This is a genomic window from Paenibacillus pabuli NBRC 13638, assembly GCF_001514495.1.
Lineage (GTDB): Bacteria > Bacillota > Bacilli > Paenibacillales > Paenibacillaceae > Paenibacillus > Paenibacillus pabuli.
The window spans coordinates 361,851-378,817 of the sequence record NZ_BCNM01000001.1 but is presented as its reverse complement, the minus strand read 5'-3'; the positions used below and the strand labels follow the sequence as shown (position 1 = coordinate 378,817).

Annotated in this window: 15 protein-coding genes; 3 read left to right on the top strand and 12 right to left on the bottom strand. The window is 45.7% G+C overall.

Annotated elements, in window-relative coordinates; translation table 11 throughout:
- Window positions 1-2: 2 nt before the first annotated feature.
- Window positions 3-365: a MerR family transcriptional regulator gene (locus PPA03S_RS01290; protein WP_062319023.1), complete on the bottom strand. Its 363-nt coding sequence runs from the start codon at window positions 363-365 to the stop codon at window positions 3-5.
- 111 nt (window positions 366-476) lie between these two features.
- On the opposite strand from PPA03S_RS01290, the gene PPA03S_RS01285 reads away from it, so the two are divergent.
- Window positions 477-1,238, top strand: a complete 762-nt coding sequence (locus PPA03S_RS01285) for an SDR family NAD(P)-dependent oxidoreductase (protein WP_062319021.1) — start codon at window positions 477-479, stop codon at window positions 1,236-1,238.
- A gap of 259 nt (window positions 1,239-1,497) precedes the next feature.
- Complete coding sequence (locus PPA03S_RS01280) at window positions 1,498-2,772, top strand: stalk domain-containing protein (RefSeq protein ID WP_062319019.1); 1,275 nt, start codon at window positions 1,498-1,500, stop codon at window positions 2,770-2,772.
- Window positions 2,773-2,926: 154 nt separating this feature from the next.
- Here PPA03S_RS01280 and PPA03S_RS01275 read toward each other — a convergent pair whose 3' ends face one another.
- Complete coding sequence (locus PPA03S_RS01275; protein ID WP_062319017.1) at window positions 2,927-3,415, bottom strand: GNAT family N-acetyltransferase; 489 nt, start codon at window positions 3,413-3,415, stop codon at window positions 2,927-2,929.
- A 301-nt stretch (window positions 3,416-3,716) separates the two neighbouring features.
- Entirely contained in the window at window positions 3,717-4,652 is a 936-nt protein-coding gene (locus PPA03S_RS01270; protein ID WP_062319016.1) for a copper amine oxidase N-terminal domain-containing protein, read from the bottom strand.
- A 147-nt stretch (window positions 4,653-4,799) separates the two neighbouring features.
- Here PPA03S_RS01270 and PPA03S_RS01265 point away from each other — a divergent pair, with 147 nt between their 5' ends.
- Window positions 4,800-6,161: a PD40 domain-containing protein gene (locus tag PPA03S_RS01265; protein WP_062319014.1), complete on the top strand. Its 1,362-nt coding sequence runs from the start codon at window positions 4,800-4,802 to the stop codon at window positions 6,159-6,161.
- 334 nt (window positions 6,162-6,495) lie between these two features.
- Here PPA03S_RS01265 and PPA03S_RS01260 read toward each other — a convergent pair whose 3' ends face one another.
- The 9 genes from PPA03S_RS01260 to PPA03S_RS01220 form a co-directional block, all read right to left on the bottom strand.
- Complete coding sequence (locus tag PPA03S_RS01260) at window positions 6,496-6,804, bottom strand: hypothetical protein (RefSeq protein ID WP_062319012.1); 309 nt, start codon at window positions 6,802-6,804, stop codon at window positions 6,496-6,498.
- Window positions 6,805-6,859: 55 nt separating this feature from the next.
- A complete protein-coding gene (locus PPA03S_RS01255) occupies window positions 6,860-8,044 on the bottom strand; it encodes an aminotransferase-like domain-containing protein (RefSeq protein ID WP_062319010.1) in 1,185 nt (394 codons plus the stop codon).
- Between the two features lie 173 nt (window positions 8,045-8,217).
- The gene (locus tag PPA03S_RS01250) at window positions 8,218-9,369 is read right to left on the bottom strand and encodes an NAD(P)/FAD-dependent oxidoreductase (protein WP_062319008.1); all 1,152 of its coding nucleotides are present in this window, start codon (window positions 9,367-9,369) and stop codon (window positions 8,218-8,220) included.
- A 33-nt stretch (window positions 9,370-9,402) separates the two neighbouring features.
- Window positions 9,403-10,143, bottom strand: a complete 741-nt coding sequence (locus PPA03S_RS01245) for a methyltransferase domain-containing protein (RefSeq protein WP_062319006.1) — start codon at window positions 10,141-10,143, stop codon at window positions 9,403-9,405.
- A gap of 410 nt (window positions 10,144-10,553) precedes the next feature.
- Entirely contained in the window at window positions 10,554-11,564 is a 1,011-nt protein-coding gene (locus PPA03S_RS01240; RefSeq protein WP_062319004.1) for an aldose 1-epimerase, read from the bottom strand.
- Between the two features lie 22 nt (window positions 11,565-11,586).
- On the bottom strand, window positions 11,587-13,347 hold the full coding sequence (locus PPA03S_RS01235; protein ID WP_062319002.1) for a glycoside hydrolase family 2 protein: 1,761 nt from the start codon (window positions 13,345-13,347) through the stop codon (window positions 11,587-11,589).
- A gap of 42 nt (window positions 13,348-13,389) precedes the next feature.
- On the bottom strand, window positions 13,390-15,162 hold the full coding sequence (locus tag PPA03S_RS01230) for a glycoside hydrolase family 2 protein (RefSeq protein WP_062319001.1): 1,773 nt from the start codon (window positions 15,160-15,162) through the stop codon (window positions 13,390-13,392).
- 82 nt (window positions 15,163-15,244) lie between these two features.
- A complete protein-coding gene (locus PPA03S_RS01225; RefSeq protein WP_062318999.1) occupies window positions 15,245-16,051 on the bottom strand; it encodes a carbohydrate ABC transporter permease in 807 nt (268 codons plus the stop codon).
- On the bottom strand, window positions 16,051-16,941 hold the full coding sequence (locus tag PPA03S_RS01220; protein ID WP_062318998.1) for a carbohydrate ABC transporter permease: 891 nt from the start codon (window positions 16,939-16,941) through the stop codon (window positions 16,051-16,053). The genes PPA03S_RS01225 and PPA03S_RS01220 overlap by 1 nt, the downstream gene beginning before the upstream one ends.
- Window positions 16,942-16,967 lie beyond the last annotated feature (26 nt).

The following is a 16,967-nucleotide window of genomic DNA, read 5'->3' as shown; positions in this document are numbered from 1 at the left end:
GTTTATTTTTGTTTAACGATAAATTCTTTATATAACTTAATTTTATGTTCAAGCATCACATCTACAGTCTTTAATGTTTCAATCTGATTTTGAATCGAGAGTCTGTGCTCTTCCAAAAGAGACAACCGATCCAATGTGGTATGGTCCCCTTCCAAAAATAATGCGGCATATCTCTTGATGGTTACGATGGGCATTTGAGTTTCTTTTAATTTGATCACGAATTGCAGCCATTGAATGTGAGAGTCATTGTATCGCCTGTCTCCACTCGCATCACGAGCGGGAGTTATAATCTGTTCCTTTTCGTAATATCGCAGTGTGTGCGCGCTAATGCCCAACATTTCAGCCGTTTCACCAATGGTATGCATCTAAAAACCTCCGCAGCGTCCTTCTTGACTTAGAGTTAACTCTAATCAGTATAATCAATTCAGCGTCCATCCACAATAAATGAAATGGATTGATTCGGAGGAGGAACATATATGAAATATACGGTTATTACGGGTGCCAGCTCAGGCATCGGATATGAAGCAGCCCTGGCTTTTGCAGCTCGCGGAAAAAACTTGATCCTGGCCGCACGCCGAACAGAAGAACTGGAAAAATTGAAATCCAAGGTAGCTGATATCAACCCGGAACTGGATGTCGTTATTCGAACCGTTGACCTGGCTGTCAACGAACAAGTCCATAAGTTCTACGGAAGTCTTCAAGAGTATTTCATTGAGACCTGGATCAACAATGCCGGATTTGGCAATTTTGCTTCTGTCGGAGAACAAAACTTAACTAAAATCGAGAATATGCTTCATCTGAACATCGAAGCACTGACGATCCTCTCCTCTCTTTATGTACGGGACTATGCAGAGGTGGTTGGCACACAAATCATCAATATTTCCTCTGGTGGTGGATACAACATTGTTGCAGATGCAGTCACCTACTGTGCAACCAAGTTCTATGTAAGTGCCTTTACCGAAGGACTGGCTCAGGAGCTGCAAGAAAAAGGGGCGCTTTTGCAGGCCAAAGTATTAGCACCTGCTGCAACAGAGACCGAGTTTGCAAAACGTTCATTTGATGTGGACCATTTTGAATATGACAGCACTGTTCCGAAGTTCCACACCGCTGCACAAATGGCTGGATTCCTGCTCGATTTATACGACAGTGAGAAAGTGGTAGGCATTGTAAATGGAGCAACATATGATTTTGACTTAAAAGATCCGATCTATCCGTACGTAAAGAGCAACCGAAAATAATCCCGGAATCGCGAATCAGACGTAAAAAGCCATTAGTCCAGATGATGTCCAGACCATATCTTTCTGTTTTATATATGATGAAATAGAAGTCTCTCGAAAAGCCGAGAGGCTTTTTTGATATTCTCTATTATTTGAATACAAGTAAACTCTTGAAATATTGGAACTCTATGAAAATTTTGCTATACTGATGTATGCTAGATTAACCCTATCTATGATATGTCATTCTACTACTATTTCAAAAGTTGGAGGAAAACAAAGCATGTTAAATAAACGAGTTGGAAAAATGGCTGCTGCTACCTTACTTGCTTTATCCGTGCTCGGAGCCACACCAAACATCGGTGATGTCTATGCAGCACCTGCCATTTCAGTTTTGCTGGATGATGTATCCCTGAAATTCGATGCAGAACCGCGGATTGACAAAGGAGTTACCTACGTCCCGTTCCGCACGGTGGGAGAAGCTCTTGGCATCAACATCACTTGGAACAGCAAGACACAAACGGTGAAAGCGACAGGTACGCTGAAAGGACAAAAGACAGAAGTTCTGCTGCAAGTAGGAAGTACGACAGCCACCGTCAATGGGGATAAGGTAAAACTGCCTGCCCCGCCTGTTCAGCGGGAAGGTCGAGTGCTCATTCCACTTAGTTCATTTAGTAGTCAGTTCGGTGTTGGTGTGAGCTGGAACCAGTCAACCCGTACGGTTTCGCTTGTATCACCTCAGCGCGAAATGCACTTGAGAGCCTTCTATGCGCTGCAATCCTTCCAGGAAAGGGATTTGGTGGCATCCATGAACTCCGTCGCTTTTGGCTGGAGCCGTATTGATCGCGAGGGTCAGTTTACACTTCAGGGTGATGAGTACCGCCTCCCTTCTGCTGCTGGTGACGTTACAGCTCAATCCATTGTTTCGGATACGGCGGACCAGAACATTAAACCGTATCTGATGGTTTATGCTTTGGATGGAAACGGAGAGTTGACCAAGGTTCTGAGTGATAACAGCATGCGCCAGAAGTCCATTGATGGCATTACAACAGCTATTTCAGAGAAGGGTTTTGGAGGCGTGGTTCTTGATTTTGAAGGATTGGGTTATAAACTGAATGCTGTGGATCAGCAAAAGCTCCTTAACCAGTACGTCAAGCAATTGAAGGCTGCCCTGCCGAAAGACATCGCTTTATCGTTGGCCGTGCCCCCATTAAATAGTGCATATAAAGGCTATGATTACAAAACGCTGGCTTCACTAGTGGATGATATGATTATTATGGCTTACCAGTATAATCCCGTAGGCACCAAATCGCAGGTACCCGAACCGAACAGTCTTGTCGATCAGGCCATCCAGCTTGCACTGGATGCTGGCGTGCCCAAACAAAAGCTCTTGCTCGGTATCAGCTTAAATAGTGAGACTTCGACTTCCGTAGATGATAAGTTGGGTCTTGCCAAGCGATATGATCTCAAAGGTGCTGCCTTCTGGCGTCTTGGATTATTCCGCGCCCATAACAACCAGATGCAAGACGCAGTACATGCTTCCGTCATAAAAGAGTAAATGAATTTCAACATTCCTGATTCTGTGTAGAATTCAAAAAACGAACCAAAATCTCTGAAATTCATGTGGGAGATTTCGGTTCGTTTCTTATTTGGAGATCTATAGACGCTATAAAAGGACCAATCGAATATCAACGTTGCTTACTCTGTCTATGTCATGATCCACCGCTTCGTTGTGTTGCACTAAGCACCAGATCTTTTTGATAAGCGAGCACCTGATCCCAATCGCCGTGAAAAATCGGGATTCGATAATACCCTACTCTTTCATAAAGAGCCGCCGCTTCAGGCTGCTTGGGACCAGTCTGCAGTTTCAGATTGGTGTAGCCAAACTCAAGGGCAAGACGTTCCGCTTCGGTCAAAATGGCCTGAGCTACCCCCTTGCGACGAAAATCCGAGCGTGTATACATGCGCTTAACCTCCACTGATGTGTTATCAAGAGGTCTGATCGCTCCGCAACCTACAGGGTACCCGTCCAAACGGGCCACAATAAATGCTGATCGAGGTCCCTCCACGTCTGATGGCTGAAATCCTGCCGTTCCATCACCGCCATATAACAATCCCAGTTCCTCGCTCAGCTCCTTGATTAACCGTTCCGCATCCTTGCTTCGTATATCTTCGGCGGCAGCACGCACGATCGATGACATGTACATAACCCCTTACTCTCATTGGATTTATTGGCATTAGTGATTGATATAAAATTATCATGAACGATCCTGACCGTCAATTCCCTCATCGATTGAATATTTCAATAAGCACACCTCTGATAGGTTGCACCATTGTTAGGATGCTCAATACTAATCCGCATATTGGATATGCGCGTATACGTTCATAACAAAAAGGCCAACCAGTAATTACTGGCTAACCTGATAATACGAAGAAGTCGCATTAGGCGACTTCTTAAGTGTATATGTTTCACTGGTCGAATTTTAATACAAGCATCCAATATTATTCTTCTTCATAAACAACGACGGTTTTACTTTCTTCTTCCCATTGCACGGTTGCATCCAATGCCTCACTTATGAAACGTACGGGTACATAAGTACTGCCTTTTGTAATAGTGGCTGGCGCATCCAAAGAGACGTTTTTGCCATTGACTGTTGCAGTCTTACTGTCAACCACAAGTTTAATGCTCACCCCATCCTTCGTAACAATGATGGAGCGTTCTTCGGGATTCCATGTCACTTCGGCTTTCAAAGACTCAGCTATAGCGCGAAAAGGAACAAACGTGTTGCCTTTTTTGACAAAAGGTTCGGAGTCAGAAGCTTCTCCGTTCACATACAGCTTCACCCCATTCTTTTTACCCGCTTTTTCATTGAGTTTTCCCATTGTTTTGTACAGATCCAGGTTTTTAAAGTTTGCTTTAATGGCTTCTTCCTGCAGATACACCGCGTCAGTCACACTACCGTTTTTTTCGAGCATTTCTGCTGCAGCTTCCAACGCCTTGTCCTTTTCATTGATAGCTTCAAGATCTTTGATTTGTTCGTCCGTCAGCTCAGTCGCATATTTTGCAAGCAAAATATCGGCTAGTACAGCACCTGCCGGTTTATCTTCCACATGTTGAATAGCATTTAGCAAACCTTTATATCCTTTGGAGCCTTTTTTCTGGGATTCGGTTGATTCGGTTGTATTGTTGGTTGTATTCTCTGTCTCCGATGTTGAGGGATCCTTAACGTTGTCTTCTTCAGTGCTGACCGTGTCAGCAGACTCGACTTCCTCGGTCTGTTTCTCCTCAATTTGAGTTTCTTTGTCTTTGGGTGCTTTTGACGATACCTCTTTACCTGATTGTCCGGCTGGGGTGTTTCCCGGTTTGGCTGAGGTTGTGCCTGCGGCGGTGCCAAGCATTAACGCCAGACTGGTTAGCAAGATGACTGTTTTTTTCATTGACGATTCCTCCTGAAGTAAAAAAATATATGCTCCTTCATTATCGGTAGAATAAATACATTCTGATAGAAATTTTACGAATAATTCGCCTATTTCCGTTTCTTGAATACATTGTAGTGAAATCAAACCTGAAGGGCGGCATCAAACATGAATTTTGCAGATCGTGAAGCGATCCTTTTTACTTCAAATATTGGGGGTGGTTCGTACGACATTTGGCTCTATCAACCTTTAACAGGTCAGACTATTAAGTTAACTCAAGATCTTGGTGAGGAATTTTCAATTCCCTATTGGTCGCCAGATGTCCGGAACATCGCCTTTATCGGCAAGAAAAATATCGTGTACGTATTCAATCTAAACAGCAGTGCATGGGCACAAATTGATCAAATTGACCCTTATACTTTACTGAGCTGGTCGCCGGATAGTCTATACTTGAGTTATGTAAAAAACGGACGAATTGTGATCTACAATATCAACTCCCATGCCAGCGGTTCAATCGTTCAACAAGGAGCCACCGATGTCCAGTGGTTTCCTTCAGGAGAGGCTCTCCTGTTTGCAGCTCCGGATGAAGCAGGCAATACCCAACTATATAAAATCAACCGAGATGGCATGAACAAACAGCAATTAACTCAAAATACTGAGGGGCCTCTCCACAATGTCAGAATATCACCTAACGGAGAGTTTGCCCTATATACATCCCCGGGAGCCAGCATTTCCTTGATTACAACGGTGAACCTGACAACAGGAGCAAGCTACCAACTTAAAGGTGGACCTCAGGCGAAAAACTATTTCCCCGAATGGTCCCCGGACTCTTCGATCATTGCATACAGTGCCACCGACATCGTGGATAATCAATATGTTTCTTTAATCCAGACCGACAGCCGAGTTGGAGGGCAACCAAAAACATGGGCGGTCTCCACCTGCTTCTCTACCCCTTTAAGTTGGTCGCCGGATGGGAACCGAATCGCTTACTTATCAGGGTGCAATAATCAAGAACAAGCAACTGAAATTTGGATTATTGATATAAGGAACCCTAATAATCCGATCAAAATTGTTGAAGCAAGGTGGATTACAGCTCTAAGTTGGTCCCCACGAGTGCATGATGCCCATCCGTATGGAATATATCTCAATCAGGTATATAAGGTATCTTTCCATTACCCTCGAAGCTGGCATAAAGTTACCGAAGAACGTTTCGAAGGAGCGGACGGATTTTTTCAGATATCCGCGATCTCCTCTGAGGAGGGAATTCACGAGATATGCAGAGCGGAAGCCTTTCATATTTTGAAGCCCTATGGGACCACCCCCCGAATTTTCCCTGCTTTAGTTCAAGCACAAGAAGCCTGTTTCATATTTCCTTCGGAAGACCAACCTGTGGAAATGAGAAATCAGGCGGCACTTATTGTAAAATATCCTGCTCCTGTTGTGATTCAAGGAAATGCGTATTCATATTTCATCTTATGGGCCGATCAAAATCACTTGATTTCACTGGGAAAAACTCTTACTTTTATTTAAGGTAAACATAGTTCCTATATGTAATTATTAACCTATACATGAAAAAGGGTGCACAACGAAATCATTGTATTGCACCCTTAATACCTTGAATGTCCAGCTTCTCGGATTTAGCCTGATCCCCCTGGAAAATGGTCAACTTGGATTCCGGGAGCAGTCGCGTAGTTTACGGATAAAAAGCCCCTCACCTTCCGGCGAAGATTCAGATTGTCGTATGAGGTCATCTGCTGTAATGTTGATATTGTTAAAACAAAAAAAGCCGCCAAATTGGCGACTTTCAGGGCATTTAGCTGTTAATCTTAATCAGAGAATCAGCATCTTCATCCCAATTCTCCACTTATCCTTCGACCACATCCGCTCGCAGATCTGTTGCAACCTCAATCATTTGCGGAACGACAGCTTCATTCACAATCGCAACATAAAGATCCCCCATATAAAGGCGGAATGGTATCTGCAAGTCCTCGTATTTCCACATAAAGAAATCCCCATCGATGGACATAACGCTCTCAGGTCCTTGGACGGTCAGGACAGGTGAATACGTAAAGTCCGGTTTGGAAGCAAAGTACTGCTTACACTCTTCCAAAGAGATGGACTGGTCCGCATTATTTTCTTGCATGGAACGAGTGATCCGAAAACGTTGATTCATAGATGTGCCTCCAAAATGTATAGTTTATATATGAAATACGATTGGTTCAATTCAATCAGAATGTGTTCAGAACCTGTCCCAGTTTTTCAATACCCTTCACAATCTGCTCATCGGATGGTGTTGAGAAATTAAGTCGGATGGCATTGCATGGCTCATTCTCATCGACGAGAAATGCAGTGCCCGGAACTACAGCTACACCTTCAGCAGCAGCTGTTTTGGCATAATCCAACATGGGGATGTGGGCAGGCAGATCACACCAGAGGAACAGGCCACCATCCGGATGGGTAAAGGTAATGGACTCGCCCATATGCTCCTGCAGCTTGCTAATCATTAAGGCAGATTTCCTGCGATAGATGGCTCGGATGCTGCTAATATGCTCTGCATAGTTATACTCCGTCATGAACTTGTATGCCAAAATCTGTGGCAGCATGGCTGTATGTACATCCTCTCCCTGCTTGGCGACGACCATCTTCTGTACCACCTCATGGGGTGCCAGAACATATCCGACGCGAAGTCCGGCAGACAGTATTTTGGAGAAAGACCCTACATAAATAACACGACCCTCGTCATCCATCGATTTAATCGTTGCAACATCTTCTCCGCTGAATCGAAGCTCTCCGTATGGGTTATCTTCCAGTATGATGACATTATACTTCTTGGCAAGATCATAAATAGCCTTACGCTTCTCCAGGCTTGTCGTAATGCCGGTCGGGTTTTGAAAACTCGGAATTACGTAGATCAGTTTTACATTCTTTTCTGTTTGTAGGGCATGTTCCAGCTTCTCGATATCCATGCCGTCCGTTTCCATGGGAACCCCGACAAGCTTGGCGCCCGAAGCCCGGAAAGAATTCAGCGAACCGATGAAGCTGGGACTCTCACAGATAATCGTATCCCCTTCATTACAGAATACTTTACAAGCGAGTTCAATTCCCTGTTGGGCTCCGGATACGATGAACAGTTCATCGGACGCTTTGCCCGTATCAAAACCTGTCTGCAAGTGCTGGGTTAAGGTATCCCGTAGCGGTGCATAGCCCTCGGTAATTCCGTATTGCAATGCTGTTACCGGGTCCTGTTCCAAAATGGACTGGGTAAACGTGCGTATGGCCTCTATAGGAAAGGTTTCCGGAGCGGGATTTCCCGCCGAAAATGGAATTACATTTTGACCTGAAGTGGCCTTCAGAATTTCACGAATAATGGATGGCTGCAGTGCAGCAATACGGTTGGAAAATGTATAGTTCATCTAAAATAATGCCTCCCGATTTCGAATTGGACTCTTGTTTCTATACCTACATTAGATTCTATTATACGAGTATTCGCCAGATTTCTAAACGGTCTCGTCAAAATTCACAGTGCACACAAAAAAAGAGGCTGACTTAAACCGCCTCTTTTCCTATGGAATGGATTTATCAATCGTCATCGATGGACGAGATTAATTTCCGATAATCGTGTTGCCTTGACCAAATAAGTCGCCAGACCAGGAATGACTCGAACCAGACCCGGATAGAATTTATTGGTTCTGGCAAAAGCCAGCTTCTGGATTCTCCTTGCCCGTCGGAGCAGCTGGGTGAATTCCTGATTCGCTTCCTTCGAATACTCGGACTGCCACTGGGTGTAGCTGATACGGCCTCGAAGATATTTATCCGTCCATTCAGCACACAATAGCGAGGAACGAAGCGCAATGGACATCCCATCCCCACATAACGGGGGAATCATCAGCATGGCATCACCAATATGCGGATATTGGGACCATGGTTCAGGCACTTTGGATAGATGAAGTGGTGCAACAGAAACCTGTGTTCCCTGGAGAGGTCTGCCCTCGGATAGCCTTGCTGCCAATCTCTCGTTGGTTAAAGACGCAGCCTCCAATATATCCGGAACAGACTTTCCACTGCCCTGTACCTCATCCAATGTCAACAACGCTGCTACATTGGCGATACCACCCTCAATCGGTGAAATACCGACGTATCCTCCCTTGCAAAAATACAGCTCTACCTGCGGGGGAATGGCTAATCCGCTGTAGTGCGATTTGATACCGACATATGACGTTTTATCATACAGCTCTGCCTTTGAATTCGCTCCACGCGGCTTCTTCGTACCATGAGCGCCAATGACGGTTCTCGCTCTATAACATATCTGATCATTACCTCGTTTCACTGTTACTTCATAGCTATGATCGTCAAGCTGCTGAATACCTGTTATCGTTGCTCCCGTAACGATCTCAACTCCTGAAGCTATGGCTGCTTCGTGTAGAATCGGATCCAGCTTATACCGGCTAATCCCATAAGCCGATCCTGGCAGTCGGGCTTCGATCTCCCCGCCCTGAGGCATAATGATTTTGGCATGATCTATATTGCTGGGCTTGATCACTTGATCGACCAGATGGATCCCCAGATATTCCAGCATCTCCTTTGTCTCAGGGGACATAAATTCACCGCACGTTTTGTGACGCGGAAACTCCTGCCGATCCAGCAGAAGTGTTCGATGTCCTTGTTGGGCAAGCTGCAGCGCACAGGTGCTGCCAGCAATTCCCGCTCCGATGATAATGGCATCTATCGGCTTATACATGTATTAACACCTGCCTTTCATTATGCATTATGGTTACAGCCCATTAAACTGCGAAAGTGTCCTGTTACTGGGAATGACAACCGAATATCGGAATAGTGGCTTCCATTCATACGTCATCGTGTCATGGTTCAGCTGTTGTTTTAAGTCCCGCCAGTCCCTTCCTGTAAATCCTTTCGCAACAGACAGCGGTCCATCATGACGAATATACCGATTCCTTGAGATTATTCGCGTGGTAATCCACACGGCTGCGTAGGATACGGGATGCCGATGAATATCGTTAATCACAACGCCATATCTGGAGGCACGCAACATGTGTGAGACCATATCCACCAGCTGCTTCCCCTCAAAATGATGGATAAACTGGGAACCAGTCACGATATCTGCTGAGTCTTCCGGCAATTCCATGACATCCGCACGCCTTACTTTAATTCTGGGCTCGTTCCGAAAAAGTCTTCTCGCTTCCTCACATGCCTCTTCCGTCAGATCAACAAGGGTAATCTCAAGCTCAATCCCTTTCTGATCCGCCCATTGCAGCAGCTTCTGGTTTACGTCACCTGAACCTGCTCCCACATCAAGAAGAGACAATTGATTTGGACTCCCAATCGCTCTCCATAACTTCTCCAGCCCCGCCCGGGTTGGACCCGGAGCAGCGAATATTTTGTTCAGTCTCCTTAATTGCTTAAGCGCTTCGCTCAACTCTTCTCCACCCATTGAGAAATCATCCATGAGTTCGTCTTCTCTTGCCCTTACCGATAGTGTTCTAAAGAAGGACATGATCCCGCTCCTTTGTCACAGAGGTATACGAAGGTACTGAACCTCCCTGCTGTATTTCGTTTGCTCATCCGTCAGCTTCATCACCTTTTGGACGGAACTTCTTCGTCGTAATCATTGTAATGATGAGAAACAACCACATTTCATCTTATTAAACCATCCGAAGTCTCAGAAGCTTTGGTTTCAAAAGCTTAAGATCCGCCAACAATGTGACCTCCAAGGAGTATGAATTCCCCTTTTTTAAGACGTAACAAATCGTAAGCTCGCTATTTCTTTAACAATGCGGACACAACAAACAGACGTTGGTCCAGAACCAACGTCTGTTTAACACAGCTTTATTATAGATTGTTAATGTAACTCGAACACGATTCCAATAACTCGAGAAGCATTGTCGGCAGGGCAACATCGTCCCACTATGTTGTTTGACGCAGATACAATCGGCTTGTTTCCTCCCAGATCTCTCCGGGCTGTATACTGAATAATCCTGTTTTCTCAAGCGGCAAAGGGAGATTAGGAGCATTCACAAGATTGATCTGTGGTTCGGGGCAGAAAAATCCTTCTTCCGCACTATTGTTCCATATCATCCATTGTTTATAGGAAGTTCCTACATCATAGACCAGTGTCATTCCACTCTTTGTATCCTGAAGCTCCATACGATTCCGTCCATTCTGCGGTACCGCCGTATAGTGGTTATCCATCTCTGCAAAGAACGGATATACCCCGGAGTCACGCATCTGCTCCTCTTCTGGAACCAGCGGCTGAGCATGTGTCGTTGGCAGCATGCGCTCATCCAGCTCCCATCTGTCTCCGATGGTCAGCTTGAGTCTGTAATCCCGTGCCGAGCCATTTGCGGTAAACGGGGCATTGATGGAAGTATGAAAAGCCAGCAGACATGGCATGCAGGTTGTTCCATGATTACGAATCCTGACATGCTGCATAAGTCCATCGCTGCTTAGTGAATAGCGTAATGTGATGCTGAAGCTGAATGGAAAATGTCGATAAACCGGATGATCTTCATCAATGGTAATCGATACGGATACATGGCTTTCCTCTCCGCTATGTCCGTATTCATCCACTACCCAGGGTATATTATATAAAAATCCGTGCAAATGATTGCCAGTTGCTTCTTCATTCACCGGAAGCTGAAGAGTCTCCCCATTCCAGGCAAACCGTCCATCCTCATAGCGATTCGGTGGGAACAGAACCGGAATGCCATGGATCATCGGTCTTGCCTTGAATGATTCCATCTCGTCGGGTGAGGGCTCATGCAGAAAATGAAATCCTCGCTCGTAATCGCGAAATGCGACCAGATTGCCGCCGATTTCTGGAAGCATAACAGCCTCACTGGAACCGAAACGTAAATATATGGCTTTTTCCCCTTGATACTCAGCTTCCCAGGAATCGCTTGTTTCCCTTGTGTTCAAGTCACGTCCCCCTCCTTATGCTTTAGGTGCCAGATGGCCCCCGTCCTTCGATGATGGCCCGGATCTGTTCCATCGGCAACTTCGGCTGTCTGTCATACGTTAGCAGACCATTAATTTCCTGCTCCACATCCGTCAGCTGGGTATAACAAAAACCTTCAACGACAGGAGAATTCAGTAATGGCTGAATTACGGCATGTAATCGCGCTGCAAAATCCTCATCATTCTCGGCTCCAGAGTAGCCCCAGCCCTCCCAATCGCTTTTCTTATAACCGATTCCACCAAATTCGGTAATCAGTATCGGTTGACCTTCATAGCGATAGTCGCCTACACTCAGCTTCCGGCTGCCAGGCAAGGCATTCACTGCATTTTCACGGGTACGATATCGTTCCTCCAGAACTTCTCGTCTCCATTCATAATCATGAATATTGTACAAATCCGTTTGTACCATCTCCCAACCATCATTCGAGATGACCGGACGAGTTGGATCAAGCGACTTGGTCATATAATACATCGACAAGGCATGATGTTGCTGCTCCTTGCTGGTCAGGATGTTGGGAACGCCCCAGCTTTCGTTAAGGGGTACCCAGACCACAATACATGGATGGTTGTAATCCCGCTCCAGCGCCTCTTGCCATTCTTTTGTGATCTGTGCAACATATTGTTCGGAGAAATCATAAGCATTCGCCATCTCTCCCCATACCAGCAGACCGAGCTTATCGCACCAGTACAGATATCTTGGATCTTCAATCTTCTGGTGTTTTCTGGCACCGTTAAATCCCATTTCCTTTGTCAGTTCCACATCATGCCGGATCGCCTCGTCACTCGGCGGAGTCAGGTTGCCCTCCGGGAAATAACCTTGATCCAAAACCAGCTTCATAAAATAAGGACGGTTGTTCAGAAACAGTTTGCCATGTTCAATCGAGATTTTTCGCATACCGAAATAACTGTTGACCTCATCGACGGATACACCATCTACCAGCAGCGTGAAATGAATATCATACAGATTGGGATGCTCCGGTGACCACAGCCTGCCCAGTCCATGTTCGTTAAAGGTATGAAGTCCGATGGTCCGGCTCTCCTCCCTGCCGCTCATCCGGTATTCATCCTCCGTCAACATCTCGCCCTGGTAGGCTATCTGTACACGCAGACTGACATCCTGTGTATCCAGCCTTCCTTGAATAAAAGCGGTAACTTTGATCTCGTTGCGATCGATATCCGGAGTAAGGCGCACCTTTTGCAAATAAACGGCATCAACCGCCTCCAACCAGACAGATTGCCATATTCCAGTGGTGCGCGTATAGAAAATTTGTGCGGATTGCTCCTGCCAGAATTGCTTTCCGCGCGGCAGCGTCACATCCCTGCTATAATCCAAGGCCTGAACAGTTAGCACATTGGTTCCTTCCTGCAGTGCATCCGTAATATCGGCATGAAAAGGGGTGTGTCCACCTTCATGCCGAACCACCAGTTTTCCGTTTACCCATACAGAGGCTTCATAGTCCACGGCTCCGAAGTGCAGCAGCAGACGTTTGCCTGAATATTTCTGCGGGATGTCAAAGGTCCTTTTATACCAGACGTTATCGTGGAAATCCGGATCTGCAATGCCGCTAAGTTGACTTTGAAAAGCAAACGGCACCTGGATTCGGCGGCTGAATGCTTGCTTGCCCTCACTCCAGTTTTCCGAACGTCCCTTGTTGTCATCATCGAATTCAAATTCCCATTCCCCATTCAAACTCATCCAATCTTTCCGCACAAATTGCGGCCTTGGATAATCCTGTCGCAGCATGATGTTCAGCTCTCCTGTTCTAAATGGATCTCTAGTATAAGTTCAGGCTTCACCCAGATTGATCTTGCGGATCACTTCGAGTGGCACTTTTGGTTTGCGGTCTTCCGTCAACAGACCATTTATCTCCTGCTGCACATCCGTGACCTGTGTATAACAATAGCCCGAGATATAGGGAATGGATTGGATCGCTTCGGTGATGGAACGGAAACGTTCAATAAAGGCTTCAACCGAGTCCACCTGATTCCCATAACCCCAGCCTTTATCCGATTGAAAAGCAATACCTCCGAATTCACTGATGATAATGGGTTGTCCTTTATAGTGGTAACCTTCCGCAAAGGCAAACTTCCATCGATTGGAAGCAATCTTGTTATTTACGATCATGTCCTTATCCTGATACCGTTCCAGAAAAGCTTCTCCCGACTCCACATAATCATGGATTGTCAAAATATCCGATACCGTATGCTCCCATCCGTCGTTGGTAATGACTGGACGATACGGATCAATGGCTTTGGTCAGATGGTAAATGGACTCTGTAAACTGCTGCTGCCTTACCTCATGACCAATCGTCTGTATTCCCCACGATTCATTAAATGGCACCCAGGTGATGATGCTGGGATGATTGTATTGCTGGGGTACAATTTCAAGCCATTCTTTGGTAAATCGGCTCACTGCCTCATCATTAAACTCGAAGGTTGCTGCCATCTCTGACCAGACCAACATGCCTTTTACATCACACCAATACAAAAAGCGTGGATCTTCCAGTTTCATATGTTTACGGATTCCGTTATATCCCATCTCGGCAATTATATCGATATCCTCAATCAGTGCTTCCACTGAAGGCGGGGTCAAATGGCTCTCCGTCCAATAGCCCTGATCCAGAATCATTCTTTGGTACAACGGAGCATTGTTCAGCAGAATCTGCCCGTTTTCAATCGATATTTTTCGCATACCAAAATAGGAATGAACCCGATCGATTTCTTTCTCATCTTCGTACATCACAAACTCGATATCGTACAGGTTCGGTGAGTCCGGTGACCATAACGACTGTTTCCACGGCCCGCCTGCTTCATGTTTGACACTGGCTTCCACCGTCATCCAAGGTCTGTCTGGAGACAGGCTGATGGTTTGCACATGCTGACCCTTCAGCTCAATCCGTGTCTCCAAACGCAAGTTGTTCTTGCCCTCGATCCCATTCAACTGAAAGTCCAATCGAATCATATGACGATCGATATCGGGTGTCATCTTAACGGCTTCAACCCTTGCTTCACTCACATGCTCCAGCCAAACACTTTTCCATATCCCGGTACTTTGCACATAAAAACATTCAAAATTGTCATCCACCCAGCGCTGTTTCCCCCGAGGCTGCATCGCACTCTGACTGTCTTCTACTTCAAGAACAATGTTATTCTCCGAGCCGTAAGTGATATAAGGGGTAATGTCGAATGAAAAGGCTGCGTACCCTCCTTCATGTTCACCCACAACCGTTCCGTTCACCCAGCATTTTGCGCGATAATCCACTCCCTGAAAATGCAGAATGGTCCTCTTGCCTTCTACCTCGTTAGGAATAGTGACCTGTTTGCGGTACCAAACGAACGGATGAAAGGTTTCGATCCCGATTCCGCTCGCCTGAGTTTCATAGGTAAAGGGAACTTTAATTTTGAGTCCTTCCGGGAATTGATTCGGGTCATACCAACGTTCGCTTTCACCGGCCTGATGGTCATCAAAGCTAAAGTCCCATTCTCCATTCAAATCCAACCATTCTTGTCGTGCAAATTGTGGTCTTGGATAATCCTTGTTATAAAATTTAGTTGTCATCTTGTTCTCCCCGATCTCCTCTGTATTTGGCTCATAGGCCTGAAAACGTCATGGTAAGGTTTAAAGTATAGAAAGCTGCAGGTTATCCTTTAATACCAGACATGCTAATGCCTTTAACAATCTGTTTCTCAAAAATGATAAACAATATAATGATGGGAACAGAAGCCACGGCATTGATAACCATCGGTTTCACATAATCTTCCGAGTACTGGCCCATCAGTGTCGGAATACCCATTGGCAGCGTAAACAGATTATCATCGGTTATAGAAAGGAAGGGCCACAGGAAATTGTTCCACGAACCGATAAAGGTCAGAATCGCCATCGATGCCATGGCCGGACGTGTCAAAGGCAGCATGATGCTGGTAAAGATTCGCCAAAAGCCTCCTCCGTCAATTTGCACACTCTCCAGCAGATCATTGGGAACGCCATCGAAGAAGCTTTTGAGCACGATGACAGCGACAGGTGACGCCAAAGCAGGAATAATCAGTCCACTGTATGAGTTCAGCAGATGCAAATCCTTGGCTACCTGATAGAGTGGAATAATGGTTGCTTCACCCGGAATAAGCAGCCCGCCAAGAATGAAGAAAAAAACAAATGTACGGAAACGAAACGGTACTTTGGACAGGGCAAATCCAGCCATGGCAGCGAAAATAACAGTCAATACAGTCACAACCACAGCGACGAACAAACTGTTAACCACCCACTGTGAAAGCTTTGTCGTTGTCAGAATTTCGTTATAGACGGCAAGTGAGTATGGCGGTTTAAACCAGTCCAGGACTGTAATAATCTTCATGCCTTCTTCTTTGATGGAGACCATCAGCATCCACACAAGTGGGGCCGCAAACATAACCGCCATCAACGCAGAACCTGTGCGATATAACCATTTCATCAGTATTCCGCCCCTTTCCGGTTAGTCATCCAGTATTGCAGCGCCGACAGCACAAGCAGGATCACGAATAAAATGTAGGACATCGTTGCGGCATAGCCCAGGTTATTGTTCTTGAATCCGGTCTGATAGATCAACTGAATAATCGGACGTGTCTGATCAAGCGGACCCCCGCCCGTAATAACATAAATTTGCATAAAGACCTTGTATGAAGCGATAATTTGCAGCATGGTAATGGTTTTGGTCAGTGGCTTCAGATAAGGAAGCGTAATTCTCCAAAATATTTGTGTATCACTCGCACCATCCAGCCTTGCTGCTTCATAAATTTCATCCGGTATTTCCTGCATGGCGGAAAGATACAAAATAAAGTTGAAGCCGACGGTCCACCAGAGGGTAATGACCGTAATGACAACCCAAGCCAGCCCCGTTTCTGTCAGCCAGAAGATCTCGGCATTTTCAGGCAACAACTGGATCAGGTGCAGCACGGAGTTTACGAGTCCCGTATAGGGCTGAAATACGAATAATCCCAGATAGGCTGCGACGGCGACGGAGAGTACGCTTGGTATAAAGAAGATGATGCGGTAGAACTTTTGGAAAGATGATTTTCGGTTGGCAATCAAAGCCAACAGTATCGCGAGTATAATCATGGTCGGTGTACTCAAGAAAACAAAGAAGGTTGAATGCCAGATCGCTTCCCAAACCTCTCTGTCCTGAAAAACTTTTCGGAAGTTATCCAGGCCAACAAAATCCATTTTCTTGATCAGCGTCCATTTGTAGAAGGTCATCTCCACACCTTTAATCATGGGCCAGATCGTAAATAAACCATAAATAATTAAGAATGGAAGCAGAAATACCAGCGCTTGCAAATCCGCTCTCATTTTTTTGATCTTCATATGCGTCTCCCCTTTGATTGGCACGC